At 63.4% G+C, this 14,927-nt stretch carries 10 protein-coding genes; 5 read left to right on the forward strand and 5 right to left on the reverse strand.

Translation table 11 applies throughout. The features are described from left to right. The 4 genes from B2G71_RS11030 to B2G71_RS11045 form a co-directional block, all read left to right on the forward strand. A partial coding sequence (locus tag B2G71_RS11030; RefSeq protein ID WP_098105835.1) for a type IV secretion system DNA-binding domain-containing protein occupies positions 1 to 1,936 on the forward strand: 1,936 nt, incomplete at its 5' end. 5 nt (positions 1,937 to 1,941) lie between these two features. After that, the gene (mobF, locus tag B2G71_RS11035; RefSeq protein WP_098105836.1) at positions 1,942 to 4,986 is read left to right on the forward strand and encodes a MobF family relaxase; all 3,045 of its coding nucleotides are present in this window, start codon (positions 1,942 to 1,944) and stop codon (positions 4,984 to 4,986) included. A gap of 50 nt (positions 4,987 to 5,036) precedes the next feature. Next, entirely contained in the window at positions 5,037 to 5,240 is a 204-nt protein-coding gene (locus B2G71_RS11040; RefSeq protein ID WP_098105837.1) for a hypothetical protein, read from the forward strand. Between the two features lie 259 nt (positions 5,241 to 5,499). Then, entirely contained in the window at positions 5,500 to 5,724 is a 225-nt protein-coding gene (locus B2G71_RS11045) for a DUF5818 domain-containing protein (RefSeq protein ID WP_098105994.1), read from the forward strand. Positions 5,725 to 5,805: 81 nt separating this feature from the next. On the opposite strand, the gene B2G71_RS11050 is transcribed toward B2G71_RS11045, so the two are convergent. Beyond that, entirely contained in the window at positions 5,806 to 6,969 is a 1,164-nt protein-coding gene (locus tag B2G71_RS11050; RefSeq protein WP_098105838.1) for an ATP-binding protein, read from the reverse strand. 243 nt (positions 6,970 to 7,212) lie between these two features. On the opposite strand from B2G71_RS11050, the gene B2G71_RS11055 reads away from it, so the two are divergent. Beyond that, positions 7,213 to 7,407 (forward strand): hypothetical protein, encoded by a 195-nt coding sequence (locus tag B2G71_RS11055; protein WP_098105839.1) that lies wholly within the window; start codon positions 7,213 to 7,215, stop codon positions 7,405 to 7,407. A gap of 5 nt (positions 7,408 to 7,412) precedes the next feature. On the opposite strand, the gene B2G71_RS11060 is transcribed toward B2G71_RS11055, so the two are convergent. Genes B2G71_RS11060 through B2G71_RS11075 form a run of 4 tightly spaced genes read right to left on the reverse strand, consistent with a single transcriptional unit; the run spans position 7,413 to position 14,927 of the window. Next, entirely contained in the window at positions 7,413 to 10,484 is a 3,072-nt protein-coding gene (locus B2G71_RS11060; RefSeq protein WP_098105840.1) for a conjugal transfer protein TraG N-terminal domain-containing protein, read from the reverse strand. Positions 10,485 to 10,499: 15 nt separating this feature from the next. Then, entirely contained in the window at positions 10,500 to 11,939 is a 1,440-nt protein-coding gene (locus B2G71_RS11065; protein ID WP_098105841.1) for a conjugal transfer protein TraH, read from the reverse strand. After that, positions 11,939 to 12,766, reverse strand: coding sequence for a conjugal transfer protein TraF (gene traF / locus B2G71_RS11070; protein ID WP_098105842.1), 828 nt, complete (start codon positions 12,764 to 12,766; stop codon positions 11,939 to 11,941). The genes B2G71_RS11065 and traF overlap by 1 nt, the downstream gene beginning before the upstream one ends. A 25-nt stretch (positions 12,767 to 12,791) precedes the next feature. After that, entirely contained in the window at positions 12,792 to 14,927 is a 2,136-nt protein-coding gene (locus B2G71_RS11075) for a conjugal transfer protein TraN (RefSeq protein WP_098105843.1), read from the reverse strand.

The following is a 14,927-nucleotide window of genomic DNA, read 5'->3' on the forward strand; positions in this document are numbered from 1 at the left end:
GGGCTCGCTGTTTATCTCACTTTTCGTCGCCGTGCCGATTGCGGTGTGGTTCGTCGACTTCTCCCGGCGGCGCGGAAAGTCGATCCTCGAGGAGCGCCATCAGCGCGGCGCGATGCTCGTCGATGCCGCCGATCTCGCATCCGTCATCAACGATCACAACCGCGCCGCGCTCGCCCAGGAAGTCGCCGAACGCTTGCCGGGAAGGACCATGGACGAGGTGCTCGCTATGCCGCTTGTCGAGCGCAAGGCAGCAGGCATCCACCATGCCTATTCGCTTGCCGGTGTGCCCTTCCCCTGGCGCACCGAACAGGCGCACACGATGATGATCGGCTCGACCGGAACCGGCAAGACAACGCAGATGCGCGCGCTGATCGCGCAGATGCGCAAGCGCCGCGACCGGGCCGTCGTCTTCGATCTCACCGGCGCCTATGTCGAGGCCTTCTACAATCCCGAGACCGACACGATCTTGAACCCCATGGACGAGCGCTGCCCGTCCTGGTCGGTCTTTGCTGAGGCGAAAAACCATGCCGACTTTACCGGCATAGCCGCCGCCCTCCTGCCTGCCGATGGCGGCGGCGCGGAACCCTTCTGGATGCTGGCGGCCCGAACGCTTTTCGTCGAGACCTGCATGCGCCTTATCAAGCTGGGTAAGGCGACCAACCAGGCGCTCGCGAGCCGACTGATGATGGCCGACCTCAAGGCGGTCCACAAGCTGCTCGAGAATACCGTCGCCGATCCGCTGACCGCGCCCGAAGCGGCGAAGATGGCGGAATCGATCCGCGCGGTGTTCAACACCAATGCGCAGGCTTTGCGGTTCCTTCCTGAAGGCAAGGAACCTTTCTCGATTTGCGACTGGATCCGCGATTGCGACCAGCCCGGATCGATCCTGTTCATCACTTCCTCGCACAACGAACTGGTCCTCAATCGCGCGCTCCTCTCGCTCTGGATGAACCTTGCCGTGCACACGCTGATGCGCTTGCCGCGCACGCGCGATTTGCGCACCTGGTTCTTCTTCGACGAGGTCCATGCGCTCCACCGCCTGCCTGCGATCGAGGACGGCCTGCAGACAGCGCGCGGGTTCGGCGGGGCCTTCGTGCTTGGCATCCACAGCTTCGCCAAGCTTGCCGAAACCTATGGCAAGGAAGGCGCACAGAACCTTGCATCGCTCGCGCGCACCAAGCTCATCCTTGCCGCCGCCGATCGCGACACAGCCGAGCATTGTTCGGATTTCATCGGCCACCGCGAAGTGCGCATGATGGATGAGGCATACAGCTACGGATATTCGAACATTCGCGATGCCGCGACGATCACCCCGCGCAGCGAAGTCCAGCCTCTGGTGCTACCTGACGACATCATGAAGCTGCCGTCGTTGCGCGGTTTCCTGGTCTTCCCCGAAGGCTTCGATGCGGCACGGATCAGGCTTGCCTGGAAGGATTACCCGACCGTCGCCGAAGGCTATGTGCTGCGCGAAAATGTCGAGCCGATCGAATTTGCCGAAGAGACCGACGAAGAGGATCAGGGCGATCCGGAAGCGGGCGGGCGCGAGACCCGCGATGCGCCCGAACCCGAGCCGGAGATGGAGCGGGACGACGACCGGGAGTCTGCTCTTGAGGCCCCCGCGGACGAGGACGAACCGGCCCAATTCGGGAGCCAGGACATCGGTGAAAATGTTCCCGTTGCCAGCAGCCTGTCGCGGGCGATGAGCTATCGTCCGGGCGCGCCGGATACCGAAATGTCCGCAGCGCAGCGCGGTGTTGAAGGCGCCCCCCGCTCGTCCACGAATGTGAAGCTGGCCGGAAACGCCAAGCAGGTCTCGCAGACTGCGCGCGAACTCACCGAGGCACTCGAACCCGAGCACGGCGTTGAACGTTCCGCAGGCGGTCCGGGCGAAGCCCAATTGCCCGGCCTCGACGCCGCTGACGACCTTGGGTTCTAAGGGCCATGCATTCGATCGCACCGGTTCGCTCGGCGGGCGGCGCTGCCGACTATTTCGCGAACGACAATTACTACACGGCTGAAGAGAACGCGGAAAGCGGGGTCTGGGGCGGCGAAGGCGCGCGCCTGCTCGGGCTTGTGGGCGAAGTCGGGCGAGATGCGTTCGAGGCAATCCTCGGTGGCCGGCTGCCCAGCGGCCAAATGGTGGGGCAGGTCGAGGGGCGCAGGCTGGGACTTGATCTCACCTTCTCGATGCCCAAGTCCGCCTCGATCCTGGCGCTCGTAACCGGCGACAAGCGTATCCTCGATGCACATCTTTCAGCCGTTAAATCGACGATGAGCGAGCTTGTCGAGAAGCGCCTTGCCGAAGCGCGCAATTACGAGCGCAATCGCAATGGTGAGCCGGAAAAGACCGGCAACCTCGTCTATGCCTTGTTCGCTCACGACACGAGCCGCGCGCTCGACCCACAGGGCCATGTCCATGCCGTGGTCGCCAACCTGACACGCGACCTCAAGGGCAACTGGAAGGCGCTGTGGAACGGCGAGATCTGGAAGAACAACACCACCATCGGCCAGTTCTACCATGCCGCCTTTCGCGCCCGGCTGCAGGCGATCGGTTACGAGACGGAGAGCACAGGCAAGCATGGGGCCTTCGAGATCAAGGGCGTGCCTGCTGCCGTCATCAAGGCTTTCTCGACCCGCACCGCTGAGATCGAGGCAAAGATCGCGGAGACCGGTGCCACGAGGCTGGCCACCAAGAAGCAGATCACGCTCTACACCCGCGATCCCAAGCTCGATGTCGCCGACCGGCAAGCTCTGGTCGAGGGCTGGCAGGCGCGCGCGGCGGAACTTGGGTTTGATGGCAAGCCGCTGGTTGCCGAGGCGCAGGAACGCGCTGCCGCGCTGGCTCGCCCCACGATGCGCGAGACCGCCAGTGCTGCCTTTGCCGAAGTCGCCACCCGTATCAATGCGGCGCTGCGAGCGCCGAGCGATCTCGCCGTATCCGGCCCCGCCGCGCTGTTCCTTTCGGCAGGTACGATCAAGGCCCAGCATGCGACCGCCTCGGCGATCCGGCACCTCTCCGAACGCGAGGCGGCATTCAGTCCGCATGCGATTCTCTCCGCAGCGCTGGGCTTCCAGATCAAGGGGCTTGAAGGCGAGGCAGTGATCGAGCGTATCGGGCAGCTGATCGATAGTGGGCATCTCATTTCCGGCAAGTCCGGCCGGCTCGACGGGCATTTCGACCTGGTGACGACGCCCGAGGCGCTGGCGCGCGAGCAGCAGATCCTCGACCGCATCGATGCCGGTGCCGGACAGGGCCGCGCGTTCATGGCGCCCGACGTGGCGGTCGAGCGGTTGCAGCAGGCCGCGCGCGAACTGGGACGCGAACGCGCGGGTTCCGAGGACTGGCAACTCAATGCCGGGCAGTTGGCGGCGGGCGTCGCGGTCCTGTCCGGCGAAGACCGTTTTCTCAACATGCAGGGCGTGGCCGGCGCGGGCAAGTCGACCCTGCTTGGCGCAGTGGCGAAGGTATTGACTGAAGACGGGGTGCGGTTTGTCGGCCTGGCCTTCCAGAACAAGATGGTTGCCGACCTGCGCGGGGGTGGCTCGCAGGCCATGTCGGTCGACGAGATGCAGGCGGCCGGCATCGAGGCCTATACGATCGCGCGTTTCGTCAGCACTTATGGTTCGGCCGCCGCGCGCGGGGAAGGCGAGCGTTTCGAGGCGGCGAAGGTTGCGCTGAAAGACACCGTCGTTGTTACCGACGAGAGCTCGATGGTCTCCTCGCGCGATATGCTTTCGGTGATCGCGATCGCCGAGCGGCTCGATCTCGCCAAGGCCCCGTTCATGGGCGATCGCCAGCAATTGTCGGCGATCGAGCAGGGCAAGATGTTCGCGGTCTCGCAAAGCGCGGGCCAGGCGACGGTGCGCATGGACGAGAACATCCGCCAGAAGAACTCTCCCTTGTTGCTCGCGGTCGCCGGGCTTTCGAACGAGGGTCATGCCAGCCTCGCGCTCGATCTGTTGGCATCGCATGGCAAGGTCACCGAAGCGGGCAAGGACCATATCGCGGCGGCGGCCGATCTCTGGCTCTCCTTGCCGCCCGATCAGCGCGGGCAGACCGCGATCTTTACAGCCGGGCGCGACGATCGGGCGCAGATCAATGCGCTGGTCCAGGCGGGCCTGCTGCGCGAAGGCGCGCTCAAGGGCGAAGGCGTGGCGCTCAAGGTGCTGCAAAGCGCCAACACCACCCGCGAAGAAATGCGCTTTGCCTCGACCTACCGCGCGGGGCAGGTGCTCGAAGCGCGCATGGAGGTGCGCGAGCTCGGGCTGGGCAAAGGCGAATACACCGTCCGCGAAGTGCGCCGCGACGGCAAGGTCCTGCTCGAGCGCGGAAACGCAAGAAAGCTCATCGATCCCGATCGGCTCGATCCGCAGCACCGCTTCGACCGGCTCGGGCTCTACGAGCAGAAAGACCTGAGGCTGCACGACGGCGATACCGTGTTCTGGCGCGACAAGGATGCGAGCCGTGACATTGCCAAGTCGACTTATGCCACGGTGCTGGCAGCAACGAAGGATGCGGTCACGCTGGAGCTTGGCGACAGACGGCAGGTCACCCTGCCCGCCGGCGATCCGATGCTGCGCCGCCTTGACCTTGGCTATGCCCTGAATGCCCATATGGCGCAGGGCGTGACCATGGCGCGGGCGATCGAAGTCATATCCTCAAGCCAGCGCAACCTCGCCACCCAGCGCACGCAGAACGTCCTCAACACGCGCGCCACCGACGATATGCATGTCGTCACCAATGACCTGGCTGCGCTCAAATTCCAGCTCGACCGCACGCCGGGCAACAAGACTTCGGCGCTCGAGGCAACTGGCCTGATCGACGTCGACAAGCCGCCCGCGAACCCGACCGATGCCCGGCAGCTGCCAGACCTGAAGATGAGCCCGGAGCTCAAAGCCAAGCTCGATGCGGTGCTCGGTCCCCGGCCCGAACCGCAAGTGCGCCAGCTTCCCGTTCCCGAAAAATCGCTGGGGCTCGACCTGTGAAATTCGCCCCTGCCCCCAAATCCCCCTACCTACCAAGGAGACCTCAAGCCATGTCCTACGACCATCAGGAAATCGGCGATTTTGCCAGCGAAGCCGATGCGCGCGACTGGGCCGAACGAAACGGACTCGAACTACGCGACCTGCATTTGCGCACCCGCGGTGAGCGCAGCGTGACGCTCAGTGTGCGCCGTTCAGCGCTTGGCGATACGGCGCCGAGCGACCTCTCCTATGGGCGGCGCACCGGGTTCTTCTGATGCGCGCATTTCTCCCCTTCCCTTTCCGCCGGGCAGGCCTTGCGCCGCGCCTGACCGGAACGGCGCGGTCCGGGTCGCCTCCCACCGGGCCGCGCCGACCGGGCGGTGGAGAGAATCGCGTAATGATCGCTTCGGATCGCGTAGGGTGTGCTTCGCCCTTCTCATTCAAAGGGTGGCGTCGATGGTGCTTCAGCCCTAGAAGAGCCGTGACTCGCCGTTTCCGGGCGCGTGTCATTCTCCAATCGTTATGAACAAGACCATGCACCAACCGAACTCGCGCGCCGCCAATGTCCATGTCGGAACAATCGAAGCTTCACCGCGCGGGCCGCTCTTGCGCGATGACGAAGGTGTCGTCTGGCGCCTCGGGTTCGTCGATGATCAGGTGCCCGAGGATCTCGAAGGCAGGGTAAGTATTCGCGGGAAGGTCGTCGATCTCGACCGGATCGAGGTCGAGTACTGGGAGCGATTGGATGGCGGTGGTTGATGGCGATTTCAGAGCCACCTGCATCAAGAAACGACAAGGCCAACTCAACTCATTCGCCGAGCAGAGTATACAATCTGCGTCTCAGGATGAGATCAGTTCGCTTGCGAGGTCGTGAAGCGGGATTATGTCGATATCGTCCGCATATGGGAACTTTTCCGTTCCGGGATAGACGATGAGTTTCCGTGCCGGCCCGATGTCCTCGCAGGCGTTGTGAAAGCCTCTGCACACTTTCGGTGTCAGGCTGCGCTTGATTTCAACGGCCCAGACCTTGCCTGACGGCAAAGTGAGCAGCAAATCGACTTCAGCGCCGGCCGATGTTCGATAGAAGTTTGCAAGTGTCCCTTCCGGTGCAGCGCCAATGAGGTTTTCAATCACGAATCCTTCCCAACTTGCCCCTGCCACGGGGTGAGCAAGCAAGGCTTCGAGGTTGGCGATATCCAGCAGACTGTGCACGAGACCGCTGTCGCGCACGTAGATCCGAGGCGATTTGACGAGGCGTTTTCCGACATTGGCGTGCCAGGGGGGCAGTCGGCGCACCAGCAGCAGGTCGACCATCAGGTCCAGATATGTCGCGACCGTCTTGCCATCGACGCCCAGCGATCGTGCAAAATCTGCTGCATTCAGCAGGCCTGACTGATGATGTGCGAGCATGGTCCAGAACCGGCGCAGCGTTTCAGCGGCGATGCGTGGCCCCAATTGCGGAATGTCGCGCTCCAGATAGGTCTTGATGAAATCCTTGCGCCAGCGTCCGCTGGCCCTGTCGCTTGATGCCAGAAAGCTGTCCGGAAAGCCGCCCTTCACCCAGAGTTCGTCTAGCATGTCAGCACCGCTTTCGAGGATATCGAGCGGTGTCATCTCCAGATAGGAAATCCGGCCAGCCAGACTTTCTCCTGACTGACGCATCAGATCGAGTGAGGCTGAGCCCAGCAGCAGGAATCTGCCGGCGCGTTGTCCTCGCTTGCGGCCTCGATCGACGAGACCGCGCAGGTTCTGGAACAGGCCTGGTAGCCGGTGAACTTCGTCGAGGATAACGAGTTTGTCTGCGTGTCCTTCAAGGTAGAGTTCAGGCTCCGCAAGACGTGCACGATCAGCATCGGATTCCAGGTCAAGGTAGATTGAGGGCATGCGCTCGCCAATTTCATGTGCGAGCGTTGTCTTGCCGACCTGGCGCGGTCCAAGTAATGCTACTACCGGGCTTTCGCCAAGGCGTTCGAGCAGTTCTTCCTGAATTCGCCGGTCAATCATCCTTGCATTTATGGAGTTTAACTCCACGATTGCAAGGTTAAATTGACATGGAGAGTGTCTGCGCAAGCAACAGCAAGCGGAATGTCGAATTTTCCCGTTGGCGTCCAAACGCTGCAATCCAGCGCATGCGCGCTGCGGGAGGAGGATGGAGCTCTAAGGGCGTGGGGCGCTGATTTGCCCTGCTATGCGATTGAAAATCGAGCCCGATCAGGCTATCCATGCAGGGATAAGGAAGAGCCTGCCATGGACCATGATCGCTACGGACTCGATGGCTTGCCAATCAATGCCAAAGGCGTTGACTGCGACCCTGTGACTGGTGAAATCCTGTCGAATGAGCCGACTGGCAGCTTTGCATTCGAGCCATACACAATTGCTCTCGTCATTCTCTCGATAGGCTTCCTCATCCTGATGGCGTTCGAGGCAGGCCTGATCAATTAGATTATTCAATTCTTGCGCTTGGCCACATGCAGGTGGTCGCGCGCCGGGTTGTCGGGGAACCGCTCGAAGTCGACAGAATAGGATGGCCCGAGGCGTTCGCGCACACGGGCAGCCCATTGCTCACCCTGCTGGTCGGAGATATTGTTTCCCCTGAAGTCGAGCGCGCGATTGGCATAATGCGCAGACCCGGAGACATGCTGGCTGCTGTCATTTCCAGAGGTGACCACCGGCTTTGGCAGGCCAAGCGCCCTCGCCTCTTCCGCGACCGCGCCCATCGCCGGGACCAGCGATCCATCCATCCGGTCGGGTCGCACACCACGCTTGATGCCAAGTCCGAGCTCGCGTGCCATGGCGGCCCCATCGACCGGCCCAGCAAAGTCCTGCGTGATCAACCTGCTCTCGCTCAGACTTCCGGTTGGTAGCGGCACGCCTGCGGGGATATCGAGATCGGCGGCCGAACCCAGAGTGCCCTGCCCCGCAATCTTCGCGACATCGGCCAGTTCGTCGATCCGGCGGCTGCGCAAGTCACTCATCAAGTCGTCCATGATGAAGCTGATCGCCTGGTCGCGCCGGGCGATATCGCGGTAGTCGAGCCGCGGGTTGGAGATATCGGGCAGGTGCCATTCGGGATGTTCGCGTTGCAGCGTCTCGTAGCGCTCCTGGATAAGGTTCGACATGTCGCTCGAGACCTGGAAGCCATGGCTCTCCGCATAGCTGGCTTCCGACATCATGCGACCGCCGATCTCGCGGTAGCGTGCAGCGGCGGCCCGGCGTTCCTCGGCTGCGGCGACGCGCCAGTCGGTTCCGCCATTGCTGGTGCGCGACTGGCTCGAATCGGAATAATCGGAGTCCTGGCTGTAGGTCCCGCTCGATTGCACATCGCCCGCATTGCCGCTGATCACGACGCGGCTGCCAACGTCCTCCGACTTGTCAGTGCCACGGGTGACCTGGTTTGTTGACGACCGCTCGCTGCTTGCTCGGGAATCTTCGCCCCATTCCTTTCTGCCATAACCATTGACGCTCAACGAGCCAGACAGTCCGGCTCCCTTGCCCGCTTCTACATTGCCTCCGCTGCTGCCCGAATTTGCGTCGGGCTTTCCCTTCCCTGCACCACCCGGAGAACCGCCAGACAAGCGCCCCCCTAACCCGAGTGAATAGCCAAACGTCCGATTTTCGAAGTCGGAGTAGGTACGACTATTCCCCTGCCGCAGGATCAGGTCATCGTTCGTGACCTCGCGGGTTGACTTGCCCGACGAGCCTTCGATGAGGACATTGCCGCCGACATTGTGCGTGTCGGATGCGCGTGAACCACTTTCGCTGCGCGAGCCGGTGACCTGGCTCGATGCGGCGACTTCGCTGCCGAACCGCCCGCGCGAACTGGACCAGGTAGTCGACGTGCCGTTCTCGATCCGGTCGGCCTCGTTGAGATACCACTGGCCCTGGTTCCTGAGATCACTGGCATAGCCGCGCGTCATCGTCGCCTTGAACGGCAGCTGCGAGATCGCGCCGCTCGCATCGATCACCGAATGGGCATCGCCATAGGTGCGGTACATGCGTCCGTCCTCGCCGCGCAGGCTCGCCTGCGGCGCCCCCGCCATGAGATTGGGAGCAAGGTTCCACTGCGCCATCTGCCGGTTCTCGGCGTTGAGGTTGCCGTAGCTGACATCGCCGAACGCATAATTGCCGGTGGTTCGTTCGAGCGCGGCGGCATCGGCCGCGCCCTGGGCTGGAGACAGAAGTGCCCCCATATTGTGCGCGACCGAGAGCGTGCCGCGCATGACCATCAGCGCAAGGACCGGCACCGACATCATCAGGAACCCCGCCATCGTCGCCACGTCCTGGTTGACAGCGTCGATCCCGGCCCAGGTGACAAGGCTCACCCCGCCAGCGGTGCTGGCAACGGTCTGGCTGGCGAGCCGGTCCATGATGAACATGTGAATGAGGACGTAGAGCGGGCCCCAGGCGGCGAGGTAGAAGAACCCCGCGAAATAGCCCTTGAGCGTCGCGATGCCGGTGCGCGGGAACAGCAACAGCGGAAACACCACCGGGAACAGCGCGTAGAAGACGAGCGTCAGCACCACGCCGAGCACCGGTATCCAGATCAGCCCCTGCTCGGCGGCTGTCGTCATCGCATTGCGGGTCTGCGCATCGGCGCGCTGCAGGGCGAAGGCGTCGGCATCGGCATTGCCGAAATCAAGCTGGGCCGCCTCGAAGGCATCGACCATGCTCTTTTGCTTGAAGAACTGGTTCCGGGTCATGGCGGTACCCGTGAGCAATTGTGCGACCACGGGCACGTCGGCGGCAAGCCGTGCGCCGGCTGCCGCCTGGGTGAGCTTGGGATACATCGAATGGGCGAACGGCAGCGCATAGGCGTTGATCGCCCCATCCCACTGCGCGTCGAGCAGCACCCAGGCCTCGGCGCAGGTCCTCCCCTCGATATCGACCGCCCCGCCCCCGGTATCGGTGAGGAATTTCATACCGCGGTTGGTGGCGGCATTGACCCCGAGGTCGGCCCACAGGTCAGTGGATTCGGAAAGGAGCCGAAGGCTCTTGGTGCCGAGAAGGATGTCGTAGTAGGCGCATTGCTTGAGATAGCCGTCAAGGTTCGCCTTGAAGATGGGATCGCGGATCTCGAAGCCGCGCACCTTGTCCCACAGCCGCGCGCCATAGACGAACCCGCCTGTCGAATAGTTGAGCGCGGCGGGCATGACAAAGACCGTCTCGGCGGTGCGCGTGAGGTAATCGCTTACCTGGCTGGTGAACGAGGCCATGACCCCCAGGCCAATCGGCACGTTGGCGACCGTCGCGGGCGCAAGGCCGGGATTGATGCGGTCGGTGACCTTGACCGTGACGGTCGGCACCATGAGCACGAGGTAGATCAGCGTCGACTGGACGAACCAGCGAAACCACGCGCGCCAGTCGAGATCCATCGCGGTGATCAGCAGGGCGTAGATCAGCCCCATGACCATGCAGACGCGGATCAGCGCCTTGAATCCGCCCGAGCCGGTCCAGGCAGCGATCGCGTTGAAGGTGTTGACGAGATACTCGCCGCCCCCGACGGTGAAGACCTCGAGCATCGCCCTCGCCCGCCCCTACTGGACCTGCTGGTTGAGCGTGCGCGAGAATCTGAGCGCCGCTGACATCTGCGGTGAGAGCTGCGAGCGCAGGGTCTTTTCCATCATCTGCGTGCGCTGGATGAGGGCGAAGGTCTGGTCGAACCGTTGCGATGTGCGCGCCGAGAGTCCGAGGAAATTCCGGCGGGTCTCGTAAAGCCCCTCGCGCCACTCGCGCAAGCTGTCGGCATCCGCCCCGTTGAAGTCCGAGCGCGCGTTCACCGCCATGTCGATGAAGCGCATGGTCATGGTCGTGACGAGGTCGATCGCGACGATTTCGGAGAGATCGTTGATCTCCTGCGCGGAGATGCCGAACTCGGCTGCCGCGCTGACGGTGACGATCTTGTAGACTGGCACGCTTGCCATGCCGAGCAGCTGGACTTCGGCAGGGGTCAGCGATGCGCCCGGATCGCGCACCTTCAAGGCCATCGATTCGATCAGCGTACGGACCCTGGCTTTCAGCGCCGCATTGGGTCCGATCACCAACGCGGTCTCGGCCGGATTCATGCATTTGGTGGTGTCCGACCCGCACGACCAGACCTTGTGCGGCGCGGCCGAGGTGCCATCGAGCATGGCGCTGATGAGCGCCGAATCCGCCGGGCCGATAAACTGGACGCGCGGCTTGCCGCCGCTGCCTGCCGGATCGTAGATCACGGTGCCGACCAGCGTCATCAGGAATTCGCGGAACTGGGTGTCGAATCCGCCGTATTTCTTGCCCAGGGCCTCCCAGGTGTAGTTGTTGGGCATGCCGGCCTGTTCCTGCATGTCGGGATCGGAATTGCCGGCCTTCAAGGCCTCGCGCTGGCCGCCATTGTTGCACTGTTGGCGCGCTCTCGCCCAGTCGGCGACCGCGCCCTGGCTGTTCGCGATTGCCTCGCAGATCACCGAGGATGCGGTGTCGGTCTTGGGCCAGAGCCCGCCGACCAGCGCCTGCGCGGTTTCGCAGGACGAAATGTTCATCTGGTTCATCTGCTGCACTTTCTGCGCGAGCTCATCCATGACCTTGCCAATCTCGGGCGAGATCGTGTCGATCGCGAGCTTGAAGGCGAAGCCCAGCGCATTGTTGGCGGTGGCCTTGAGCATCGCGACGAGTTCGGCGGTGTTGATGAACGAAAACGAGCCGGCGAAGAGATCGATGCCCCCGCACCCGGCGCGTGCATGGGGCAGCTGGATATTGAAGGGCTGGATGGTCTTCTGCGGAAAGCGCGCCCACATCGCGCCTCCCGAATAATAACCCGCCGACTGGCCCTGGTAGGCCGAAGGGCCGGTCACATTGGCCTGCGCGCCCATTTCGGTCATGAAGCTTTGCATCTCGCTTTCGACCCCGGCGGATGCGGGAACGGGGGCTGTCAGCACGATTGATGCGGAGAGCACGACCGCTATGGCGCGGCGCGAGGCATGAAACAGCCGCGCGCGCATCAGTAGTCGCTCCCGGGCTGGACCTGGGTGAGCTGGAACACCCGGTCCATGATCTCGTCTTGGCTGAGGATGCCGTAGCCGATCGGCATGGGCTGCTTTGTCACGCTGTCGAAGAGCACCAGCGCCGGCACCTGGCGGTCGGCGCCGAGACCGAGCCGCTCGTATTGCCCCGCATCGACGACATATTCTGGAAAGCTCGCCGAGGGTCCGCCGTCCATCGAGACCGCGAGCACGGCCAGCCCGAACTTGTCGCTCACCGATTTGAGGATCGGTCCGAAGATCTCGCAGGCCCCGCAGCTCGAGGCATAGAAATAGAACACGCCGTAGCGCTGCGAGAGCCGGGACATGGCAAGATCGCGGTCGGTCTTGCGCTGATCGATCCATGCCCGCTTACCCAGGGTCGAGACCGGGCGCTGGAGCGTGTAGTCGAGGCCCGGATCCTGCCAGAGCGCGCGCTGCCAGACATCGGCGAATAGCGAGGATCGGTCGAGTTGTTCGCGCTGGAAGCGCACGTAAGCGGTCACATTTTCCGGGGTGGGCTCGAGAATCGCGCGCGCCTTCAGTTCCTCAAGCGCAGTGGAGATTGCCGCCAGGCGCTCGCGTGCCGGGACCTGCGCGGCAGCCTCGGGGCTACCGGGCTCGGGCCGTGGGTCTTCGCAATAGAACCATGTGCCAAGCTTGCGCTCCTTGCAGTAGAAGCTGTCCTCGGCCTGCTCGACCTCGATGCCGTCGCCGCTGGCCGCGCGTGCGCCACCTGGTGCGAGGAGATTGAGAGCGAGGCTCGCGGCAAAGCCGGCGGCGATGGGGATGGCCTTGGCGTGGATCACGATCGGTTCCTGACCTTCTGGGGGCTCATGGCTGGTGGCTTTCGTAATAGGCTTCGATCCGGCGCTGGATTTCGACGAGCGTGGCGGCCTCATCGGGAAGCTTCGCGGCCTCGACGAATTCGGCATAGACTTCGGAAAAATCCATGACCGAGAGGTCGAGCCGCTGGAACTCGAACACAGTAAAGCCTTCGCAAGTCTCGGTCTTGGGTTTGCCCCAGGACTTACCAAGCTGGGGGCGGCCCTGTTCCTGGAGGATGCGGCTGATCTTCGATTCAAAGCAGCAGTAGACCTCTTTCCTGGTCTTGCAGATGCCGAGGAAACTCGAGGAGCAATAGGTCCCGACCTTGTGGCACAGGCCTGCATCGTCCTTCTGGTCAAGCAGGACTTCGGACGGGCTGCACAGGAGCGGCGTGAGGAGCGGTACGCCGCGTCCCGAGCAGCAGTTCGAAAGCCCGAAGAGCTTGTGCGAACAGGTCTCGCGCGTGCCGCGAAACAGCGTCAGCGTCGCCTCGTCGAATTCGGCATTGGCCTGGCCGAGCGCATTCAAGGCCACAACCGCGTCCTTGAACTCGTCAGAGGCCTCGCGCTCGATCGTCTCGCACTCGCCATTGATGCAATAGACATCGCCGCCGCAGATGTACTGCGCGGGCTCGGGAGTGCTTCCGGGAATCGGGCAGGAATAGATCCGCTCGGTCACGCCGCACGATCCGTTCGCAGCGGGCGAATCGTCGAGGCAGGTTTCGCGCGTGAGCGAGCACGAGGCATTGGCCTCGAGACTGGCGCAGTCGTTGCCGCCCCCGACAATTCGTTGGCACAGATATGGGCGGCTCTTCTGCCAGCAGGGGCGCGTGACGGGCACGCCTGCTACCGTGCGGGTCTCGTTGGGCGCGGTGCAGATTTCGTTCTGGAGCGTGCAGGCGACCGGATCGTCGGGACAGCCCGAAGTGCTCCAGCTTTCGGTGAACCACTTCGAGACCGAGACTTCCGGCGTAAACCCAGCGAGCGTTGTGCTGCACGACCAGACTTCCTCGGGCGCGGCGGGCTCGATGCAGGTCAGATATCCGCCGCTCAGCGGATCGCCGACAAAATCCCAGGTCTTGCAGAGACTCCGCTCGGTAAGCCCTGCACTGCTTGGCGTGGTGCGGGTGCAGGCAGGCTCCGAGCCAATCGACCCGCATTGCTGGAGCCCGGTTACATAGTCGAGCGGAAAGCCGGTGACCGGATCATAGGTGAGTGCGGCGCTCAGCCCGTCACTGTTGCAGCGGTAGATATTGCTCACGACTTCGAAGGCGCCGGGCGGCGGCGGCGCCGGAACAGTGCCCAGCACGTAGGTATTGGGATCGGCAACCGCGCTGCTGCAATCGTAATAGTCAATGGTGATGCCGTAATCGGGGATGGGATAGCTTGCGGTGCGCCGGCACTGGCCATTGCCGGCAAGCGCGGAGCAGCCATCGAAGCCTGCCGAAATCGCGCAAAGATACTGGTAGGTGAGCGCGCTCCACTCGGTAACGACAAGATTGCTGGTGCAGCTTTTGGTCTCCTTGATGACCTGCGAGCCGACATGGCAGGTCCATTCGGCGCTGTTGGGCGTGCCCGGCCCGGGCGGCAGCGGCGTGCAATCACCGGTCGAGCCATCGGCGCCCACTCCATCGAGATAGGCGTCGGGACTTGCTTCGATCGCAGTCGCACGCGCCATGTCGTCGCGGGTGACATTGACCGTTGGGCGCGATGTCGAATTTGCCGTGCGGTAGGCCTCGCTGCTATAGCCTTCCGCGGCGCCTGCGGCATACATCTCGCCGGGATTGTCGTAGTACTGGGTGAGCCCGGGATAGGTGGCCTCGTAGCCCGGCACTTGCGCTGCCGCATCTGCTGCCTGCGTCAGGTTCTGATAGGTCTCGCGCAGCGCGCTCCCCGCAGCGCGGGCTTCGGCTTTCGCTTGTTCCGGCGTCATCGAATCCGGTGCGGGAGGAGGTGGTGACAAGGATTGCGGTAGCGGCGTCTCGCCGGCGGCGGGAAGCACCGGCAGCTCCTCGATCAGATCGTCGGGTGGCGGGATATAGACCTGGGCTTGCGCGGCTGTGGCGGCGAAGAGCAGGCAGGACAGCATCAGGCTCGCGATCAGCGGCCTTGATCGACCAGATGCTCGTGCGAGGCGCGCCAT

This window comes from Novosphingobium sp. PC22D, from assembly GCF_002556635.1.
In the GTDB taxonomy this organism is placed as follows: Bacteria; Pseudomonadota; Alphaproteobacteria; order Sphingomonadales; family Sphingomonadaceae; genus Novosphingobium.